Origin of the sequence: Pseudomonas sp. TNT3, assembly GCF_010095445.2 — a bacterium.
In the GTDB taxonomy this organism is placed as follows: Bacteria; Pseudomonadota; Gammaproteobacteria; order Pseudomonadales; family Pseudomonadaceae; genus Aquipseudomonas.
Window position 1 is genome coordinate 1 of the sequence record NZ_WFGV02000055.1, and the last position, 20,515, is coordinate 20,515.

Genomic DNA, 20,515 nt, shown 5'->3' on the forward strand with positions numbered 1-20,515 from the left:
GGAATTCATCTCGCATTACAACTATCGCCGTTGCCACTCCGCCTCGAACCACTTGCCGCCTGCGCTGTTCGAGCAACAGGCGGCTTAATCCTCCTACGGGATGGTTTAAAAAAACTGAACCACTACAAGCTTGCTGGCGATGGTGTGTCAGTTGGCATCAAGTTAACTGACACACTATCGCGAGCAAGCTTTGCTCCTACGAGAATCCCTTCCTTCGTAAATAACCAATCGCCCTAACGGTTATGCAAAACCAGTCTGCCGGTCAATGGCATTTCCACCCATTCGTTAGCGTCCTATCTGGAGAACCGAGTCAATCGGAACTAGATTTCATTCAGCGCCCACACAGGCACTTCCATGCTTCACCCTTAAAAGGATGGATTCAGCTATGAGCATTTTTCAACGCATTGTGCTGTTGCTTAAGGTTTTGGTGATGCTGGCCCTCGGCATGTCATCGGCGTGGGCCGAATGCCCGGAAAAGGGTGAGCACGTGTCGAACGGGCAGGTCGTGCACACGGGCATGATGATCGCCAAGTCCGAATCGGAACCGGGGGATAAAGGCCAGGGCGGCAGCGCGGACGATGATGACTCCACCACCGATGAGCCGGACTCCGATGACCCGGATGAAGGCGATAGCCAAACGTAAATCCCAGGCAAAAGAAAACCCCTTCTCCCCCGACTGATGCGCAGCCGGGGTGGAAGGGGGTCGTGGAGAATTCAAGTTAAATTGTGTTTGCGGGCTTGCTGTGACAAACCGTTGGATTGCTCGGGGAAACGACACACAAACCACATGTTTTGAGGTTTGAGAGCATCAGATGTCGAATTGAGTAGGGCTTGTCTGTAGGGCTTTTTTCCAAAATTCGTAGCCCGACTCTTTTTCTGAGTGATTGAAGCGTTTTAACCCAGGACAACGAAATTGTTGGCGTCTAGCTTTCAGAAGACATCGCATTTAGCGACTATTCATGGGAGCGAAGAACAATGGATGTAGTGAAATCAGATAAGTCCGCGCAGGTAACGCTCGAGGTTAATACGCCAATTTCCGTTTTAGAGCGTTATTACGATCTGATCGTCAGCAGTGCGACTAATTTTGAAGTCGACCACTGCAGCGATGCATTTGAGCCAGCTATGAAGTTGCCTCAGCTGGATAGCCGCATGCAAAGCTTTCTCTCTGTCGCTACCGCGCAATTTTTTGAGATAGGCTGTTACCGAGGGATACCACTCCGATTGTTCGATTTGAGACAAAATGTTAGCACTCAAACAACAAAGACCTTCGCCTCTACACTGATTGTTGCGCGCGCTATTCGTCATATCCAGGACACCGGCGACAGCATTTTGTTGTTTTCTCCTTCGTCCGGTAACAAAGCCATTGCGCTCCGCGACGCAGTTCTACGTGCATTAAAAGCCAAACTTGTGCATCCAGAGCAATTGCGCATTGTTACGTTAACTCCTTCGCAAACCATCGGGAAAATTCGTAGAACTGAACTTTATGATGACGATCAGTTGCGTGCATTGAACCCGGTTTTCATTCTGGATGCCACTTCGCCTGAAGCAGTTAAGGTTGTGGGGCAGCAGTTCAAAGAACTCTTCAGTCATAATCCTTTAGGTGAGTTGAAGCTGTGGCACTCCCTCCGGCTTGAGAATTACCGGTTCTCTGATCAGGCTCGGGCTTTCTTCGACTTTGAGTATGGTGATGCATGGGACACTGACCGGAAGACAGTACATGTGCATGCAGTGTCGAGTGCATATGGTCTTCTAGGATACTGTTCAGGCGTTGAGGTACTAAAACAACAGAACAAACCGGTGTCTACACCTTCATTTCTGCTGGTTCAGCATCTCGCTACTAGTGACATGGTGCTTCATTTACTCGACGGGAACTTCGAAGGTGCATCTACGCCAAGTTACAAGCAGTCTTCAAACGGTCTATGGACTCAATCGGGTTCTCCATATTTCCCTACCACAACCTGGAGCCCCGACGAAATTCTGGAACCTACGTTTTATACGCACCTTCCGGCTACCGCCACTGAAATGTCTGGATTGGTGAAAGCCAATGGGGGGGCGGGAATTGTCGTATCGCTCTATGAGTGCATGCAGCGCTACAGCGAGTGTGCCCAGTTGCTGACGAGTACGCCTGTCAAACTCCCAGCGGACCCAAGAGATCTAAAAGAGTGGTCATTGGTGATGGCGCTGACAGGTTGCTTGAATGCAATTGACCGACAGTTACTGATAGGTATGGACGGATGCACTATTCATGCATCTGGCTCCTATTGTCGACAGGATTACGAAGCCATGCCCACAGATGGACTATCATTCGTGAGCAGTGCAGAAGAGATGATGGAAAAGCTCTGCGGTACCTATAAGTCATGATTGCTGATCTTTCAGTAAGTCAGAAGTCACTCTGCCATTTTCGCATCTACACGGGGAGCACCAAAGCTGGAATGCCGGCGCGCCTTGTATATGTCGGGATGGTAGAAGGACTTCTCTACATCGCGCCATTTGTGGATGAATGTTTTTTTGAACACTCATCTGTAGATCAGGAAGGTATTTTGGAATGGGAACATCTTTCGTTGTTTATTGACGAGAAACAAGCCGATATGACCTTGTTAATGGCCGTGTCAGATGTAGTGAAGCAATGCCAGCGGCCAGGTGATGTTATAGGGCTTAGCAGAATTCACCAAAGCGTTGATGTTTCTACTGGGTGGAGCGCTGTGTTGGATGAGTTCTCCAATCGAGAGAACAAGCGCCACGCTCAATTGGTTGAGCAAGGTTTCTCTTTCGATGTGTCACTTGAGGATAAAGATTTCTTCTCCTTTTACCATTCTATGCATACCCCAACGATGAACGCTCGCTATGGACCATTTGCACGGAGTGTACAAGAGCAAGTGGCTTATCTGGACTTGTTCAAGCGCGGCATGCTGTTCCGTGTACATTTGAATGGTAAATGGGTCGCTGGGAGTGTTTCGCAGCTAGATAAACCGAAGCGCACCTTGAATGCACGCTTGATAGGGGTCGATGGTGGTGCCGCGATTTTTCGGAGAAATGGAGCTCAGAATTTTGTTTATCACGCGATTTTGGAGTGGGCGTCCAATCAACCGCTTATTGATCGTGTTGACTTCCAAGGCTGTGAACCGTTTTTGAGTAAAGGGACTTTCCAATACAAGAAACGCTTCGGGGCACGGGCTGTCATCCCAGATAATGTGTTCGGTCAATCTCGATTACTCATTCGAGTGCCAGCGCTTTGTGCTTCATCCAGACAATTCCTGATAAACAACCCTTTGATTGGCCTTGATGCTCAAGGGCAGTTGCAAGCGCAGTACTTTTTCGATGCCGATCACGGGATCCGCTCGGACATTCCTTTTGCTTCAAAGGGTATTCATAGCCAAGTGAGCCACAACCTGGACCGGTGGCATGACTAATCGGCTTGTTCATTTGATACGGCTGGATGGCTATTTCTGTGCGATGGCCTGGATGCTTGCTGCGTTGATTTTCATCAGCCGGTTGAGTGCCATGGTCAAACTGTTCATGGCGTTGTATCTGCGTCAGGAACTCGGGCTGACAATCGAGACTGTTGGCTGGTTGTTATCCGGTTACGGCGCCGGGTTGCTGATCGGGTCAATGGGCGGAGGACTGCTGAGTGATCATTTTTCAACCACCCGCCTGACTGCTTTGCTGTTTTTTGTCTCGGTATGGATATTGGTCTTGCTGGGGCTGATTACCGATGTGTCATTGCTGGCGGGATTGATGCTGGTAAGCGGTGCACTCGATGGTGCGATTCGTACGTTGCATCAACGTTTGATTATGGAGTATTGCCAGTTAGCGCAACGCGCTCGTGCGCAGTCGTTAAGTCGTGTTGCCAGCAATCTGGGTATGGCGGTAGCCGGTGCGATGGGCGGAGTTCTGGCGCAGTCTGATTTCCGGTTAATATTTTTCCTCAGTGCAGGCATGACGCTGATGGCGTTGGTCTGGTTTGTCCGGGCAACCCTCCATCGTGCAGTTCTGATCCATGATGAAACCACTGGCACGCCTTCGGGTTCCTCCGCCCCTTTCAGGGACAAGCCTTTTCTCTGGCTGTTGGCGGCTTCTGTGGTACTCGGCCTAGCCTTCGAGCCGGTCTACAGCATGCTGGGTAACTATCTACTCGACTACTATCGGTTGGGTACTGAAGTCATAGGGTGGCAGTTTGCACTCAATGCCGTATTGGTCGTGCTGCTGCAAATCCCGTTATCACATTGGAGCGAGCAGTGGGGCGCGCGACGACAGTTTTTGGCTGGCAGCGTGTTGCTGGCTTGTGGCTTGGGAATGCTGCCTTTAGGTTCCGGGATACTCTACGTCTGCCTCTCGACCACGATTTGGACGCTTGGCGAAATACTGTTCATGCCCACCCTGAACGTGCTGGTTATGCAACGTGCCCAAGCAGGGAAAAGTGGTCATTACTTCGGTCTTTTCTCCACGTTCTGGAGTGCTAGTGTGCTGCTATCACCCGCGCTTGGAGGGCAGTTGTATGGCCATTTCGGTGGGCATAGCGTCTGGTTCGCAAGTTCGACTCTGGCGCTGTTCTCCATGCCACTGATTTATCAAGCCACTCGCTTATCGAGAGTGGGATCGCACCGATGATTGCGGGGTGCCGGTTCCGGCCAACGACAACGAACGGGCTTAGACGGCAATAGCCATGTAAAGCGAAGCCAAAAGAAAACCCCTTCAACCCCGACTGATGCGCAGCCGGAGTGAAAGGGGTTAGTGAAGCATGCAACTACCACTGTGGGAGCAGGCTAGCCTACGCCCACTTTTTACGCCGCGCCGTCCAGAAACTGCTCGGCGTAATGGCAAGCCACCTGCCGGCTGTCGAGCAGGCGCAGGGCCGGTTCTTCAGTGCTGCAGCGCTCGGTGGCGTACGGGCAGCGCTTGTGGAAGGCGCAGCCGGAAGGCGGGTTCAGCGGGTTGGGGAGTTCGCCGACAATCTTGATCTTCGGCTTGTTCGGGTCCGGGTGAATGGTCGGGGTGGCCGACAGCAATGCCTGGGTATACGGGTGCAGAGGACGGGCATAGATGTCGTTCTTCGGGCCCATTTCCACCGGGCGACCGAGGTACATCACCATCACGTCATCGGCGACGTGTTGCACGACCGCCAGGTTGTGGGAGATGAACACGTAGGCGGTGTTGAACTCTTGCTGCAGGTCCATGAACAGGTTAAGTACCTGAGCCTGAATCGACACGTCCAGTGCGGAAGTCGGTTCGTCCGCCACCAGCACTTTCGGCTGCAGCATCATGGCGCGCGCGAGGGCGATCCGCTGGCGTTGACCGCCGGAGAACATGTGCGGGTAACGCTGATAATGCTCAGGGCGCAACCCCACTTGCTTCATCATCGCCTGCACTTTCTCGCGACGTTCAGCCGCCGACAGATTGGTGTTGATCAGCAGCGGTTCGCCGAGTTGATCACCGACTTTCTGCCGGGGGTTCAACGACGCGTACGGGCTTTGGAAAACCATCTGCACGTCTTTGCGCAGTTGCTTGCGCTGAGCCTTGTCAGCACCGGTGACTTCTTGCCCGGCGATTTTCAAGGAGCCGGAAGATGGCTCCTCGATCAGCGTCAACGCACGCGCCAGGGTGGACTTGCCGCAACCCGATTCACCCACGACAGCGAGGGTCTTGCCGGCTTCCAGTTCGAAAGACACACCGTTGAGGGCGCGTACGGTCGCATGGCCCTTGAACAGGCCACGGGACACTTCGTAGTGACGGGTCAGGTCGCGGGCGGTAAGTACGACGGCCATTACGCCACCTCCTGGTTCAGCGGGTAGAAGCAGCGGGCGAGGCTGTTGCTTTTCGGGTCAAGGGCCGGACGCTGGGTGCGGCAATTCTCTTGCACATACGGGCAGCGCGGCGACAACAGGCAACCTTGCGGGCGGTCGTAACGACCAGGAACGATGCCCGGCAATGTCGACAGGCGTGACGCACCGAGGCTGTGTTCCGGAATGGCCTTGAGCAGTGCTTCGCTGTACGGGTGTGCCGGGATGTCGAACAGTTGCGGCACCTGACCGACTTCCACCGCCTGACCGGCGTACATCACGCACACACGCTGAGCGGTTTCGGCCACGACGGCGAGGTCGTGGGTGATCAGCACCAGGCCCATGTTCTGCTCTTTCTGCAACGCCAGCAGCAAGTCCATGATCTGTGCCTGAATCGTCACGTCCAGTGCCGTGGTCGGTTCATCGGCAATCAGCAGTTTCGGTTCGCCGGCAATCGCCATGGCGATCGCGACACGCTGGCTCATACCGCCGGAGAGTTGATGCGGGTAGGCGTCCATACGGCTCGCAGCGCCCGGGATCTCAACTTTTTCCAGCAGTTCGATGGCGCGTTTGCGCGCTTGTTTGCCTGACATTTTCAGGTGCAGGCGCAGCACTTCTTCGATCTGGAAGCCGACGGTGTAGCTCGGGTTCAGCGCGGTCATCGGGTCCTGGAAAACCATCGCCAGGTCTTTGCCGACAATTTGCCGACGCTGACGGTTGCTGAGCTTGAGCATGTTCTTGCCATCGAAATTCAGGGCGTCGGCAGTGACGATCCCTGGATGTTCGATCAGGCCCATCAGCGCCATCATGGTCACGGACTTGCCGGACCCCGATTCGCCAACGATGGCCAGGACTTCGCCCTTGTCCACGGAGATGTCGAGACCGTCGACCACCGGAACAGCGTTCTTGTCGCCAAAGCGAACGTTGAGATTCTTGATTTCTAGCAATGACATTTGAATCTCCTCAGGCGGCGTTCTTGAGTTTCGGGTCCAGCGCATCGCGCAAGCCGTCACCCATCAAGTTGATTGCCAGCACGCTGAGCAAAATGGTCAAACCAGGCAGACTCACGACCCACCAGGCGCGTTCGATGTAGTCGCGAGCCGAAGCCAGCATGGTGCCCCACTCAGGGGTTGGCGGTTGTACGCCAAGGCCGAGGAAGCCCAGTGCAGCGGCATCGAGAATCGCCGAGGAGAAGCTCAAGGTCGCCTGAACGATCAGTGGCGCCATGCAGTTAGGCAGCACGGTCACGAACATCAGTCGTGGCAGACCGGCACCGGCCAGGCGCGCGGCGGTCACGTAGTCGCGGTTCAGTTCGCCCATTACCGCAGCGCGGGTCAGACGAACATAGGATGGCAACGAAACCACGGCGATCGCAATAATGGTGTTGATCAGGCCAGGGCCGAGGATGGCGACAATCGCCACTGCCAGGAGCAGGGACGGCAGGGCCAGCATGATGTCCATCAGACGCATGATGGTCGGGCCAAGCAAGCGCGGGAAGAACCCGGCGAACAGACCCAGGAGGATGCCCGGAATCAGCGACATCACCACCGATGACAAGCCGATCAGCAGCGACAGGCGCGAACCATGGATCAGCCGCGACAGCAGGTCGCGACCCAGTTCATCGGTGCCGAGCAGGAACTGCAACTGCCCACCTTCCAGCCACGACGGCGGGGTCAGCAGGAAATCACGGTATTGCTCGCTCGGGTTATGCGGCGCAACCCACGGCGCGAAAAGCGCGCAGAAGACCACGAGCAGCATGAACAACAAGCCGGCAACAGCGCCTTTGTTCTTGGAGAACGCTTGCCAGAATTCTTTGTACGGAGACGGGTACAGCAGGCTTTGATCGACTGCTACCGCTTGATTTGCAGTTGAAGCTGGAGTGGTCATGGTCATGATCTCAGCGCTGGTGACGGATGCGTGGGTTGGCAAAGCCGTAGAGGATGTCCACTACGAAGTTGACCAGAATCACCAGGCAGGCGATTAACAGGATGCCGTTCTGCACCACGGGATAATCCCGTGCGCCAATGGCTTCGATGAGCCATTTGCCGATGCCGGGCCACGAGAAAATGGTTTCGGTCAGGACCGCACCGGCCAGCAGTGTGCCGACTTGCAGGCCGACCACGGTCAGTACCGGAATCAGCGCATTACGCAAACCATGGACGAACACCACGCGCGAAGGCGACAGGCCTTTGGCGCGGGCGGTGCGGATGTAGTCTTCACGCAGCACTTCGAGCATCGAAGAACGGGTCATCCGCGCGATCACAGCCAGCGGGATGGTGCCGAGCACGATGGCCGGCAGGATCAGGTGGTGCAGGGCATCGAAGAATGCGCCCACATCATCGGCCAGCAGGGTGTCGATGAGCATGAAACCGGTGCGGGGCTCGATGTCATAGAGCAGGTCGATCCGCCCGGACACCGGGGTCCAGCCCAGGGACACCGAGAAGAACATGATCAGGATCAGGCCCCACCAGAAGATCGGCATCGAATATCCCGCCAGGGAGATGCCCATCACCCCATGGTCGAACAGGGATCCTCGCTTGAGTGCCGCGATCACCCCGGCCAGAAGGCCCAGGATGCCGGCGAACAACAGGGCGGCCATGGACAGCTCCAGGGTCGCAGGGAATAGAGAAGTGAATTCACTCCAGACGCTTTCACGGGTACGCAGGGATTCGCCGAGATCGCCGTGGGCCAGTTTGCCAATGTAATCCAGGTATTGGGCATACAGGGGTTTGTTGAGACCTAGGCGTTCCATTGCCTGAGCATGCATTTCGGGGTCGACTCTGCGTTCGCCCATCATTACTTCCACGGGGTCGCCTGGAATCATGCGAATCAACGCGAAAGTCAGCAAGGTGATGCCGAAGAACGTGGGGATCAGTAACCCCAATCGGCGGGCAATAAAACTAAACATCTTGTGGTGTACCTCATCAGCCGGTTAGGCGTGCCCGGTATCCCTGGAGTCAGGGACACCGGGAGTTTTCTTATCTACTTCACCTGGGTGGTGGCGAAGTTATTAGTGGTGAGAGGGCTGATGTGATAGCCCTCTACGTTCTTGCGCATTGCAGTAAACATACGGGTGTGTGCCAAGGCGATCCAAGGCTGGTCCTGGTTGAAAATCTCCTGGGCTTGCTCATAGAGCGCTGCGCGTTCGTCCGGGTTCACTTTAGCCCGGGCTTCGTCGAGCAGCGCCTGAAACTTCTCGTTACACCAGCGCGCGTAGTTTTCGCCGTTTTTGGCCGCCTCGCAACTGAGCATAGGCGTCAGGAAGTTATCCGGGTCACCGTTATCACCCGCCCATCCGGCTGCCACCATGTCGTGTTCGCCATTTTTGGCGCGCTTGAGCATCTCGCCCCATTCCATGACGCGGATGTCGAGCTTGATCCCGACCTTGGCCAGATCCGCCTGCATCATCTGCGCGGCGAGCATCGGGTTAGGGTTGGTCGCACCCCCGCCATTACGCGTGAACAGGGTAAATACAGTGCCCTCTGGCACGCCGGCTTCCTTGAGCAGGGCGCGGGCCTTGTCCAGGTCGCGAGGCGGGTTGGTCAGTTTGTGGTTGTAGCCCAGCAGGGTGTCAGGGTACGGGTTGACCGCCACGGTGGCATTGCCTTTGCCAAACAGCGCGTTGACCGCTGCGGCTTTGTCGAAGGCGATGTCGATGGCTTTGCGTACGCGTACATCACTCATGTACTTGTGCGAAGTGTTCATGGCGATGTACGAAACGGTCATCGCGTTCATTTCATCAACCTTCAGGTTGGTGTCTTTCTTGATGCTCGGGATGTCATCCGGTTTTGGATACAGCGCGATCTGGCACTCGTTGGCCTTGAGCTTTTGCAGGCGCACGTTGTTGTCGGTGCCGATAGCCAGGATCAGCGCGTCTGCCGGAGGCTTGCCACGGAAGTAGTCCGGGTTGGCCTTGAAACGGACCTGGGCGTCCTTGTTGTAACGCTGAAAAACAAACGGGCCAGTACCGACCGGTTTGTTGTTCAGGTCGCCCATCTTGTCGGCCTTGAGCAACTGGTCGGCGTACTCGGCAGAGTAGATCGACGCGAAGGCCATGGCGACGTCGGCCAGGAACGGTGCTTCGCGGCGGGTCAGGGTGAACTTTACGGTGTTGTCGTCAACCTTCTCGACGCTTTTGAGCAGCTCTTTGAAGCCCATGCTTTCAAAGTAGGGGAAGCCCACGGTCGACTGTTTATGCCAGGGGTGATTCGGGTCCAGCTGGCGCTGAAAACTCCAAAGCACGTCATCGGCATTCATGTCACGGGTCGGCTTGAAATAGTCGGTGGTGTGGAACTTGACGCCTTTGCGCAGGTGGAACGTGTAGGTCAGACCGTCTTCGCTGATGTCCCAGGACTCGGCTAGCGCCGGAATCACTTCTGTAGTACCCGGCTTGAAATCGGCCAGGCGATTGAAGATGGTTTCAGCTGCGGCGTCGGCGGTGACTGCAGTCGTGTACAGGGCCGTGTCGAAGCCTTCCGGGCTGTTCTCGGTACAAACCACCAAGGGTTTGGCCGAGACGCCGACAGCGACACTCAGCAACGCGGCAGCGATGGCCGCACGTAGGGGAAGCATTTTCATCAAGAACCCTCTGCAATCAGGTGAAAGGTAAACGCCGAACGGTCGATTCGTCGCTGAATCAGCCGTTCGGCAGGCGCATTACAGAATGTTGAACGGGATGGTGGTCACGAGACGGAACTCGTTGATGCTGCCATCAGCCTGGTTTTCGCTGGCACGGTGAGCGGTGTAGGTCGCACGAATCGCGGTGGCCTTGAGCGGGCCGCTCTGCACGGCGTACGCAGCGCCGATGCCGTATTCGTAGTGAGTTTCGCCGTCCATAGCCTGCACGCCATCGTAGCCGCCACCTTTGTAGTGGGTACCGTCGATGCCCCAGCCGCGAGCCTGGTAGATGTTGAACTTCAGGCCTGGCACGCCGTATTCGGCCATGTTCAGACCGTAGGCGATCTGGAAGGATTTCTCGTTCGGGCCGTTGAAGTCCGACAGCAGGGAGTTGGCCAGGTAGATGCCGTTGGTTTCGTGCAGGTAATCGAAGTACTCGTTACCGTTCACTTCCTGATACGAGAAGGTCAGGCTGTGGGCCAGGTGGGTCAGGCCGAGCGACAGGGAGTAGGTGTCGTTGTCGATTTCGCCCAGCAGCTTTTTGCCTTCGTCGACGGTCTTGTAGTAGTTCAGGCCGGTGGTCAGGCTCAGTACCGAGCTGTCACCCAGCACGTGGCTGGCGCCGAAGTAGTACTGGTTCCACAGGTCTTCGGCTTGCGTACCCCAAAGGCTGGTGGTCAGGCTGGCGAACGGCGTGTAGGTGATACCGGCGGTGTTCACGTGATCCGCTTCGGCGTCGATCGAGCCGTATTCGGAGCGGAACTTGCTCAGGCTTTCTTCGGTACGCGCTGAGTTGCGATCGAAGGTGGCCAGGTCGAAGGACAGGTTGTTCAGTTCTTCGCTGTGGATCGCGATACCTTCGAAGCTCGAAGGCAGGGCACGGTTGCCGATAACGTCGACTTGCGGGCTGCTGAAGTTCATGCGGCCGGCGGTCAGGGTGGTGTTGGAGATACGCGCCTTGACGTTGGCCAGGCCCAGTTTGCTCCACTGACCTTGAGCGTCGCCGCCTTCTTTGGTCAGGGTACGGTTGTTGCCCGCGCCTGGACGGGTGCCCGGTGCGCCGCCGTTGTTGGAAGCCAGGTTCTCGCGGTCGCGCTCCAGCGCAATGGCGTTGTAGGCAGCGACTTCAGTGCTGAAGCCAACGGTGCCTTCAGTGAAACCGGAGTTGTACTTGATGATGGTGCCTTGAACCCAGTTGATACGGCGATCAGTCGGGGTCGAAACGCCGTCTTTCTTGTAAGCGAACTTGCCGCCGCGTTTCAGTTGCTCGTTGGCGTACCAGTTACGGGTCGTGCCGCTGATCGACTGGCCTTCAACAAAGCCGGTGGCTTCGGCTTGGGCGCTTTTGGTGTTGACCGATACCGGGGTGAATTCCTGGCTTTGGGTCTCTGCGTACGCCGTGGCGGTGATGCTGCTGATGGCCAGGGCCAATAACGCGGTGCTGCTCAGTTTCATGGGTGAAGCTCCTTTCTTTCTTTTTTTTATGCCAGTCTTTTTTTGTGATCCGGCTTTTTGGTTTTGAACTCATTTGACGCATGCAAACGTTTGCAACAAGCCTGATAGGCGAATTAAGGCAATACGCTTGCGTGGGGGCGGAATCCGCCCCCAGCGTTTTTCGGCTAATCGGTTATTTTTCTATGCTGACACCCGAGAACACGTTACGACCGAAAGGACTGACCTTGAACCCTTCGATTTTGGCGCTCAACGGCTGGTTGACCGTCGAGTGGGCGACTGGCGTGATCGGCACTTGCTGCTTGAGCAACTGCTGCGCCTGTTTGTAAAGCACGGTGCGCTGGTCGCGATCGGTGACGATCTTGGCCTGCTTGATCAGCTTGTCGTAAGCCGGATCACACCACATGGAGTAGTTGTTGCCGCCAATGGCGTCGCAGCTGTAAAGCGTGCCGAGCCAGTTGTCCGGGTCCCCGTTGTCACCGGTCCAACCGATCAGGCTGATGTCGTGCTCGCCGTTTTTGGTGCGCTTGATGTACTCGCCCCATTCGTAGCTGACAATCTTCACCTTGAGGCCGATCTTCGCCCAGTCAGCCTGAAGCATTTCGGCCATCAACTTGGCGTTGGGGTTGTAGGGACGCTGGACCGGCATCGCCCAGAGGGTGATCTCGGTGCCTTCCTTCACGCCGGCAGCCTTGAGCAATTCCTTGGCTTTTTCCGGGTTGTAGGCGGCGTCCTTAATGGTTTCGTCGTAGGACCATTGGGTCGGCGGCATGGCATTGACTGCAAGCTGGCCGGCACCTTGATAGACGGCGTTGAGAATTCCTTGCTTGTTCACCGCCATGTCCAGTGCCTGGCGCACTTCGAGCTGGTCGAATGGCTTGTGGCGCACGTTATAGGCGATGTAGCCAAGGTTGAAACCGGGCTTTTCGATGAGCTTGAGTTTCGGATCGTTCTTCAGGGCCGGGACGTCGGCAGGGCGCGGATGCAGGGTGATCTGGCACTCGTTGGCCTTGAGTTTCTGCACGCGTACCGAAGCGTCGGTATTGATCGCGAAAATCAGGTTGTCGAGTTTGACCCGGCTCGGGTCCCAGTACTGCTTGTTGCCGGTGTACCGGATGTTCGAGTCTTTCTGATAACTCTTGAACACGAACGGCCCGGTGCCGATCGGCTTCTGGTTGATGTCGCTCGGCTTGCCACCGGCCAGCAGCTTGTCGGCGTACTCGGCGGAGAGGATGGCGGCGAAGCTCATGGCGATGTTCTGGATGAACGCGGCGTCGACACTGTTGAGCGTCATGACCACGGTCAGCGGCCCGGTCTTTTCGACCTTGGCGATGTTCTTGTTGAGGCTCATCCCGTTGAAGTACGGGAACTCGGTTGGATAGGCCTTACGGAAAGGCTGTTGCGGATCCAGCATGCGATTGAACGTGAAGAGCACGTCATCGGCGTTGAAGTCGCGGGTAGGGGTGAAGTACTTGGTCGTATGAAATTTCACCCCTTCGCGCAGGTGAAAAGTGTAGGTGAGGCCGTCCTCGGAAATATCCCAGCTGGTCGCCAGGCCCGGCACGACATTGGTCGCGCCTTTTTCGAACTCTGCCAAGCGGTTGTACAGCGGCTCGGCGGCGTCGTTATCGGTCGCGGTCGTGTACTGCGCGGTGTCGAAGCCAGCGGGGCTGCCTTCGGAACAGAACACCAGGCTGTCAGTGGCGGCCTGGGTGATGGAAGTGGCGGCCAAGAGGCCGGTGCCCAGCAATGCGGATAAAACCAAGGTATGGCGCATGACGCTCCCTCTTGTTCTCGTAGTGTTTTTCAATGAGCCCGCCGTCCCGTCCGGGGAGGAGGAGGCCTCTTTGAATCCAGACCGTGCCTGCAGCAATAACCGAGAGCCCACGCATGGACTGGTCGGATCCCCCGACGGTATGAGCCGTGGGGGCCGGCAGTAAATGCGCAGAGTCCTAAAAACTCGTAGGAAAAGTCGACGCGTCGCACCTCGCTGCTGTAGTCCTCAGCGGAAGTCGACGTAGGGCGTTTCCTGCTTTCTCGGTAGATAAAGCAACGGCGACGTCAAAGACGTCGCCGTTGCCAGATCTTATTTGCTGACGCTGACGCCGTAGAAGGAGTTCAAGCCAAACGGGCTGATCTTGAAGTCCTGCACGTTGTTGCGCATGGGTTGGAACACCGTCGAGTGAGCGATAGGTGTCATCGGAACGGCGTCTTTGAGGACGTGTTGCGCCTGCTTGTACAGTTCGGTGCGCTTGGCCTGGTCGGTTGTGCGCTTGGCTTCCTTGACGATGCCGTCAAATTTCTTGTCGCACCATTTCGAGAAGTTGTTGCCTTCCAGCGAGTCGCAGCCGAACAGCACGTTGAGCCAGTTGTCCGGGTCACCATTGTCACCGCTCCAGCCGATGATCATCGCCTGGTTCTCGCCGCCCTTGGAGCGCTTGATGTACTCGCCCCATTCGTAGCTGACGATTTTGACTTTGAGACCGATCTTGGCCCAGTCGGACTGCAGCATTTCAGCCATCAGCTTGGCGTTCGGGTTGTACGGACGTTGCACTGGCATCGCCCACAGAACGATTTCAGTGCCTTCCTTGACGCCAGCTTCCTTGAGCAGCTCTTTGGCTTTCTCAGGGTCGTACTTGGCATCCTTGATGGTGGTGTCGTAGGACCACTGGGTCGGCGGCATGGCGTTAACGGCCAGCTGGCCAGCGCCCTGGTAAACCGAGTCGATGATCTGCTGTTTATTGACGGCCATGTCCAGTGCCTGACGCACTTTCAGCTGGGCCAGCGGGTTCGCCTCGTTGCTTCCCTTGACCTTGTCCATCACGTTATAGGCGATGTAACCCAGGTTGAAACCAGCCTGGTCAGGCACTTTCAGGGCTTTGTCTTCTTTCAGCGCCTTCAGGTCCGCCGGACGCGGGAACAGAGTGATCTGGCACTCGTTCTTCTTCAGCTTCTGGATGCGCACCGACGGGTCGGTGGTGATGGCGAAGATCAGGTTGTCGATCTTGACGTCGTCAGGCTTCCAGTAGTCCTTGTTCCCGGTGTAGCGGATGTTGGAGTCTTTCTGGTAGCTCTTGAACACGAAAGGACCAGTGCCGACCGGCTTCTGGTTGATGTCGGCAGCTTTGCCTTCCTTGAGCAGCTGGGCAGCGTACTCGGCGGACTGCACGGACGCGAAGCTCATCGCCATGTTCTGAATGAACGCGGCGTCTACGTCTTTAAGGGTGAACTTGACGGTGTGGTCGTCGACTTTATCGATCTTGGTGATGTTGGTGTCCATCCCCATGTCGGTGAAGTACGGGAATTCGGTCGGGTACGCCTTACGGAACGGGTCGTCCTTGTTAATCATGCGATTAAACGTGAACAACACGTCGTCAGCGTTGAACTCACGAGTCGGCTTGAAGTACGGAGTGGTGTGGAACTTGACGCCTTCACGCAGGTGGAAGGTGTAAGTCAGGCCATCGTCGGCAATGTCCCAACTGGTCGCCAGGCCAGGAATCACGGCGGTGCCGCCGCGCTCGAACTGGGTCAGGCGGTTGAACATGGTTTCTGCAGAGGCGTCGAAGTCGGTTCCGGTGGTGTACTGACCAGGATCAAAACCGGCCGGGCTCCCTTCGGAGCAAAACACCAGGTTAGTCGCCGCAGAGGCGAAAGGAGCGCTAGCCAACAGGCTGGCGCCGACTAAAAACGGAATGACCGCGTGTTTAAGCATGGTGGCCTCATGATTTGTTGTCATTTTTGGAATTAGAGGACGACCTCGTGAGTCGTGCCTGCGGATACTTATGCAGGGGCCATACCCATTGCAAGATGCTGGGTGGCTACAAGCCTTAAACAGTGGCACGAACGTACCTTAATGTCGCATATGTATAAATTCACGCGCATTTGACCGTTTGCGCCGGTTTTTTTCGGTGCAGATCGCGCACCTGACGGGTGCAACCATGAGAGCGGATGCACCCGGTTGGCGCGGGTGTTACTTATTTATACCCACTCCGTAGAAGGGCGTCAGTCCAAAAGGACTGATCCTGAAGTCGGTCACTTCCTTGCGCAGTGGCTGGAAAACGGTCGAGTTGGCGATCGGCGTGATAGGTACTTGTTGTTTAAGGATTAGCCGTGCCTGTTGGTACAGTTTGATCCGTTGCTGCTTGTCGGTGGAGACCTTGGCCTGCTGCACGAGTTTGTCGTAGGCCGGGTCGCACCATTTAGCATAGTTGCTGCCTTTCACCGCCGCACAGCTGTAAAGCACGCCGAGCCAGTTATCCGGATCACCGTTGTCGCCGGTCCAGCCGTAGATCATCGCGTCATGTTCGCCATTTTTGGCGCGCTTGATGTATTCGCCCCACTCATAGCTGACGATGTTGGCTTTTATCCCGACTTTTTCCCAATCCTGCTGGATCATCTGCGCCGACATCCGCGCGTTGGGATTCGATGCGCGCTGCACGGTCATGGCCCACAAATTAATAGTGGTACCGGGTGCAACCCCTGCTTCTTTGAGTAGCGCTTTGGCCTTGGCCGGATCGTGGGGCGCGTCCTTGATCCCAGGGTCATACGACCATTGCGCCGGTGGCAGGGCGTTCTGCGCCAGTTGTCCTGCGCTTTGGTAAACCGCTTTGATGATCGCCGGTTTGTCGATGGCCATGTCCAGAGCCTGGCGAACCTTGAGTTGATCCAGCGGCGGATGCGTCACGTTGTAGGCCAGGAACCCGAGGTTGAAACCTGCTTGCTTGAGCACCCGCAGATTCGGATCTTTTTCCATGACGTCGATATCGGCCGGGCGTGGGTAGCCGCTGACCTGGCACTCACCGGCCTTGAGCTTCTGCAAGCGCACGGCCGCGTCCGGGGTGATCGAGAAGACCAGGTTGTCGAGCTTCACGTCTTCGGGCTTCCAGTACGACCGGTTGGCGGTGTAGCGGATCTGCGAGTCTTTCTGATAGCGCTTGAATACAAAAGGGCCCGTGCCGATGGGCTTCTGGTTGAGATCGGCGGCCTTGTTTTCTTTGAGTAATTGCGCAGCATATTCGGCCGATTGCACCGAGGCGAAACTCATGGCCAGGTTTTGCACGAATGCGGCATCGACATTGTTCAGGCTGAATCGCACGGTGTGATCGTCGATTTTATCGACGCTTTTTATCGTCGTGTTCAGGCCCATGTCGGTGAAGTAGGGCGATTCGGCGGGGTAGGCTTTGCGGAACGCATTTTGGGGGTCGAGCAGGCGCTGGAAGGTGAACAACACATCGTCGGCGTTGAAGTCGCGGGTGGGGGTGAAATATTCCGTGGTGTGGAATTTCACACCGTCGCGCAGGTGGAAAGTGTAGGTGAGGCCGTCCGTGGATACGTCCCAGCTTGTGGCAAGGCCGGGTTCGATTTCCGTGCCGCCGCGCTTGAATTGGGTGAGGCGGTTGAAGACGGTTTCAGCCGAGGCGTCGAAGTCGGTGCCGCTGGTGTATTGACTGGGATCGAATCCGGCGGGGCTCGCTTCGGAGCAGTAGACCAGTGTTGTGGCTGCCTGGGCGAACGGGGCGGTGGAGGCTAAGGCGAGAGCGAGTAACAGCGGTTTGACGGTGGTTCTTTCCATGGAGTCCCCGAGGATGTGGGCAGCGATGTTTTCCTCAGGGTAGCGTTGTTGGTGGGATTCGAGGAAATACCTGTTTTTGAGGACGACCCTCAATAACGGCATACATCGATCTCCCTGTAGGAGCAGCCTCCGGCAGCTCCTATAGGGGGGGCAACGCGGGTTAAGGCATCAACACTTCTATAGACCCATCCGCCGTCATGCTGACCTGGCTGGTGCCGGCCTCGACTTCCGGGGTCACTGGGGCGGCATCCATGCTGGCTGCTTTCATCATCATCGGGCCGCGCATGTACGGTTGTGGATAACCGTTGCTGTTGAGGTTCAGGTTAACGATTTTATAGCCCTTGCCACCCAGGGCATCCGTGGCCAGTTGCGCACGGGCCTTGAAAGCGGTCACGGCTTCTTTAAGCAATGCGTCTTCGCTGGCCTTGCGGGTTGGCGTCGCGATGGCGAAGTCCATGCCACCCATTTTCAGGTCGGTCAGCAGCTCGCCCGTCAGTTTCGACAGGGCGGCGAAATCCGAGCTTTCCAGGCGCAGTTCGGCACGTTCGCGCCAGCCGGTGATTTTCTGGCCCTTGGTGTCGTAGATCGGGTAGCTGTTGCGGCTGCCCTGGCGCAGCGTGATGTCTTTGACTTGTTTGGCCTGGGCCAGCGCCTTGTTCATGGTGGTGCTGACGTCGGCGGCGAGCTTGGCCGGATCGGTGTTTTGATCTTCGGTATAGAGGGTCACGATCATCAGGTCGCGTGCCACTTCCTGACTGACTTCGGCGCGCAGGGAAATCTGGTTGTAATGGAGCTCATCGGCGGCCAGGGCCGGAAGGCTGGCGACGGTGCCAACGGTCAGGGCGAGGAGGGCGGCGCTGCGGCGAAAAGTGTGCATGAAAACTCCTTGGACGGTGCGCAGGGGTTAAGGTCCGAGCCTGCGTGAAACCATCAGACTCTAGCTTTATTGATCCGGTTCGCACAGTTACAACTTCAATACAGATCGACGCGATCCCCTGTAGCAGCGAAGGCTGCGTTCGACTGCGAAGCAGTCGCTAAAACCGGCGCTGCGGTCATCAGGAAAACCGCGCATACCGGATATGCGTCTGCTTCTCAGCCGAACGCAGCCTTCGGCAGCTGCTACAAGGGTTGTGCAGTGCCCAACAAGCATGTGGCCGTTTGCCGCACTTTTGCCTGTCAGGCCCTACGCTTGGTTATACTCCCGGCGATCCGCCTGGAGCGCTCATCAGGAGAGCTCATGCTCGCCCCCGTCCAAATTACTTCCGCGACTCGCCAGAACCTCTGGCGTCTGACGTTCATCCGCACTTTGGTGCTGGCTGCCCAGGCCGGCTCCGTTGGTTTGGCTTACTGGCTTGACTTGCTGCCGCTGCCCTGGTTTCAACTGGCCGCCACCCTCGGCTGCTCGATGCTGCTGTGTGCATTCACGGCCATTCGCCTGCGCACTTCGTGGCCGGTGACCGAGCTCGAATATGCCGTGCAACTGGCCTGCGACCTGTTTATCCACAGTGCGCTGCTGTATTTCTCCGGTGGCTCGACCAACCCGTTCGTCTCGTATTACCTCGTTCCGCTGACCATCGCCGCCGTGACCTTGCCATGGCGCTATTCGGTGATTCTGTCGGGTATAGCGTTGACGATGTACACCCTGTTGCTGGCGCGTTTCTATCCGCTGCAAACCTTCCCCATCGCCCGGGAAAACCTGCAGGTCTATGGCATGTGGCTGAGCTTCGCCCTGGCGGCGGCGGTGATTACCTTCTTCGCCGCGCGGATGGCCGAAGAGCTGCGTCGTCAGGAAGAGTTGCGCGCGATTCGGCGCGAAGAGGGTTTGCGCGATCAGCAGTTGCTGGCTGTCGCGACCCAGGCCGCCGGCGCCGCCCATGAGCTGGGCACACCGTTGGCGACCATGAGCGTGCTGCTCAAGGAAATGCAGCAGGATCATCCGGACCCGATGCTGCAGGACGACCTGAAGGTGCTGCAGGATCAGGTCAAGGCGTGCAAGGACACCTTGCAGCAGCTTGTTCGGGCGGCGGAAGCCAATCGGCGCCTGGCGGTGGAAATGCAGGACGTCACCGACTGGCTGGACGAAGCCCTGAACCGCTGGCACCTGATGCGCCCTGAAGCCAGCTATCGCTTCCAGCGCCTGGGGCAAGGAGCGGTGCCGCGCATGGCGCCGCCACCCGACCTGACTCAAGCGCTGCTGAATTTGCTGAACAACGCTGCCGACGCTTGCCCAGAAGGGTTGCAAGTCACGCTGGACTGGAATGCCGAAGATCTGACCATCAGCATCCGTGACCACGGTGCCGGTGTGCCGCTGGCCATTGCCGAACAGATCGGCAAACCGTTTTTTACCACCAAGGGCAAAGGTTTCGGCCTGGGCCTGTTTTTGAGCAAGGCCAGCGTGACACGCGCTGGCGGCTCAGTGAAACTCTACAGTCATGAGGAAGGTGGCACGCTCACCGAGCTGCGCCTGCCCCGTGTCGCCCGAGGAGACGAACATGAGTGACGATATCCAAGTCGAAGGTGAAGGCGAAGAACTGCCGCATTTGCTATTGGTTGACGACGACGCAACCTTCACCCGCGTCATGGCCCGTGCCATGGCTCGCCGTGGCTTTCGCGTCAGCACCGCCGGTTCCGCCGAAGAAGGCCTGACCATCGCTCAGGCTGATCTGCCGGATTACGCGGCGCTGGACCTGAAAATGGACGGCGACTCCGGCCTGGTGTTGCTGCCCAAGCTGCTTGAACTGGACCCGGAAATGCGCGTGGTGATCCTCACCGGTTACTCGAGCATCGCCACCGCTGTCGAGGCGATCAAGCGCGGCGCCTGCAACTACCTGTGCAAACCGGCGGACGCCGATGACGTACTGGCCGCATTGCTCTCCGAGCACGCCGACCTCGACACGCTGGTGCCGGAAAACCCGATGTCGGTGGATCGCCTGCAGTGGGAACACATCCAGCGCGTACTGACCGAACACGAAGGCAACATCTCCGCCACTGCCCGCGCCCTGGGCATGCACCGTCGCACGCTGCAGCGCAAATTGCAGAAGCGTCCGGTCCGCCGCTGAACCGGTGCTGAACAATTGTTGTCACACCGCGTTACAAC

At 57.1% G+C, this 20,515-nt stretch carries 17 protein-coding genes; 7 read left to right on the top strand and 10 right to left on the bottom strand.

What is annotated here, in order from left to right; translation table 11 throughout:
• The 5 genes from GBC55_RS24490 to GBC55_RS24510 all read left to right on the top strand — a co-directional run.
• Positions 1-237 (top strand): hypothetical protein (locus GBC55_RS24490; RefSeq protein ID WP_218576869.1); only part of this gene is annotated, 237 nt, incomplete at its 5' end.
• A 148-nt stretch (positions 238-385) separates the two neighbouring features.
• On the top strand, positions 386-643 hold the full coding sequence (locus GBC55_RS24495; protein WP_162440060.1) for a hypothetical protein: 258 nt from the start codon (positions 386-388) through the stop codon (positions 641-643).
• A 332-nt stretch (positions 644-975) separates the two neighbouring features.
• Positions 976-2,361: a DUF6002 family protein gene (locus GBC55_RS24500; protein WP_162440061.1), complete on the top strand. Its 1,386-nt coding sequence runs from the start codon at positions 976-978 to the stop codon at positions 2,359-2,361.
• On the top strand, positions 2,358-3,410 hold the full coding sequence (locus GBC55_RS24505; RefSeq protein WP_162440062.1) for a hypothetical protein: 1,053 nt from the start codon (positions 2,358-2,360) through the stop codon (positions 3,408-3,410). The genes GBC55_RS24500 and GBC55_RS24505 overlap by 4 nt, the downstream gene beginning before the upstream one ends.
• Positions 3,403-4,608: an MFS transporter gene (locus GBC55_RS24510; RefSeq protein WP_162440063.1), complete on the top strand. Its 1,206-nt coding sequence runs from the start codon at positions 3,403-3,405 to the stop codon at positions 4,606-4,608. The genes GBC55_RS24505 and GBC55_RS24510 overlap by 8 nt, the downstream gene beginning before the upstream one ends.
• Before the next feature lie 173 nt (positions 4,609-4,781).
• Here GBC55_RS24510 and GBC55_RS24515 read toward each other — a convergent pair whose 3' ends face one another.
• The 10 genes from GBC55_RS24515 to GBC55_RS24560 form a co-directional block, all read right to left on the bottom strand.
• The gene (locus GBC55_RS24515; protein ID WP_162440064.1) at positions 4,782-5,762 is read right to left on the bottom strand and encodes a peptide ABC transporter ATP-binding protein; all 981 of its coding nucleotides are present in this window, start codon (positions 5,760-5,762) and stop codon (positions 4,782-4,784) included.
• On the bottom strand, positions 5,762-6,730 hold the full coding sequence (locus GBC55_RS24520) for an ABC transporter ATP-binding protein (RefSeq protein ID WP_162440065.1): 969 nt from the start codon (positions 6,728-6,730) through the stop codon (positions 5,762-5,764). The genes GBC55_RS24515 and GBC55_RS24520 overlap by 1 nt, the downstream gene beginning before the upstream one ends.
• Before the next feature lie 10 nt (positions 6,731-6,740).
• Positions 6,741-7,664 carry an ABC transporter permease subunit gene (locus GBC55_RS24525; protein ID WP_162440066.1) on the bottom strand — a complete coding sequence of 308 codons (924 nt, stop codon included), beginning with the start codon at positions 7,662-7,664 and terminating at the stop codon, positions 6,741-6,743.
• A gap of 10 nt (positions 7,665-7,674) precedes the next feature.
• Complete coding sequence (locus GBC55_RS24530) at positions 7,675-8,685, bottom strand: ABC transporter permease subunit (protein WP_017336505.1); 1,011 nt, start codon at positions 8,683-8,685, stop codon at positions 7,675-7,677.
• A gap of 74 nt (positions 8,686-8,759) precedes the next feature.
• Entirely contained in the window at positions 8,760-10,355 is a 1,596-nt protein-coding gene (locus tag GBC55_RS24535) for an ABC transporter substrate-binding protein (RefSeq protein ID WP_162440067.1), read from the bottom strand.
• Between the two features lie 78 nt (positions 10,356-10,433).
• Positions 10,434-11,849, bottom strand: coding sequence for an OprD family porin (locus GBC55_RS24540; RefSeq protein ID WP_162440068.1), 1,416 nt, complete (start codon positions 11,847-11,849; stop codon positions 10,434-10,436).
• A 172-nt stretch (positions 11,850-12,021) separates the two neighbouring features.
• Complete coding sequence (locus GBC55_RS24545; protein WP_162440069.1) at positions 12,022-13,623, bottom strand: ABC transporter substrate-binding protein; 1,602 nt, start codon at positions 13,621-13,623, stop codon at positions 12,022-12,024.
• Between the two features lie 309 nt (positions 13,624-13,932).
• Entirely contained in the window at positions 13,933-15,558 is a 1,626-nt protein-coding gene (locus GBC55_RS24550; RefSeq protein ID WP_162440070.1) for an ABC transporter substrate-binding protein, read from the bottom strand.
• 258 nt (positions 15,559-15,816) lie between these two features.
• Positions 15,817-17,418: an ABC transporter substrate-binding protein gene (locus GBC55_RS24555; protein WP_162440085.1), complete on the bottom strand. Its 1,602-nt coding sequence runs from the start codon at positions 17,416-17,418 to the stop codon at positions 15,817-15,819.
• A gap of 160 nt (positions 17,419-17,578) precedes the next feature.
• Positions 17,579-18,295: an SIMPL domain-containing protein gene (locus GBC55_RS24560; RefSeq protein ID WP_162440071.1), complete on the bottom strand. Its 717-nt coding sequence runs from the start codon at positions 18,293-18,295 to the stop codon at positions 17,579-17,581.
• A 360-nt stretch (positions 18,296-18,655) separates the two neighbouring features.
• Between GBC55_RS24560 and GBC55_RS24565 the strand changes: the two genes are divergently transcribed.
• Entirely contained in the window at positions 18,656-19,918 is a 1,263-nt protein-coding gene (locus tag GBC55_RS24565; RefSeq protein WP_162440072.1) for an ATP-binding protein, read from the top strand.
• The gene (locus tag GBC55_RS24570) at positions 19,911-20,477 is read left to right on the top strand and encodes a response regulator transcription factor (RefSeq protein ID WP_045061485.1); all 567 of its coding nucleotides are present in this window, start codon (positions 19,911-19,913) and stop codon (positions 20,475-20,477) included. The genes GBC55_RS24565 and GBC55_RS24570 overlap by 8 nt, the downstream gene beginning before the upstream one ends.
• The last annotated feature ends 38 nt before the right edge of the window (positions 20,478-20,515 follow it).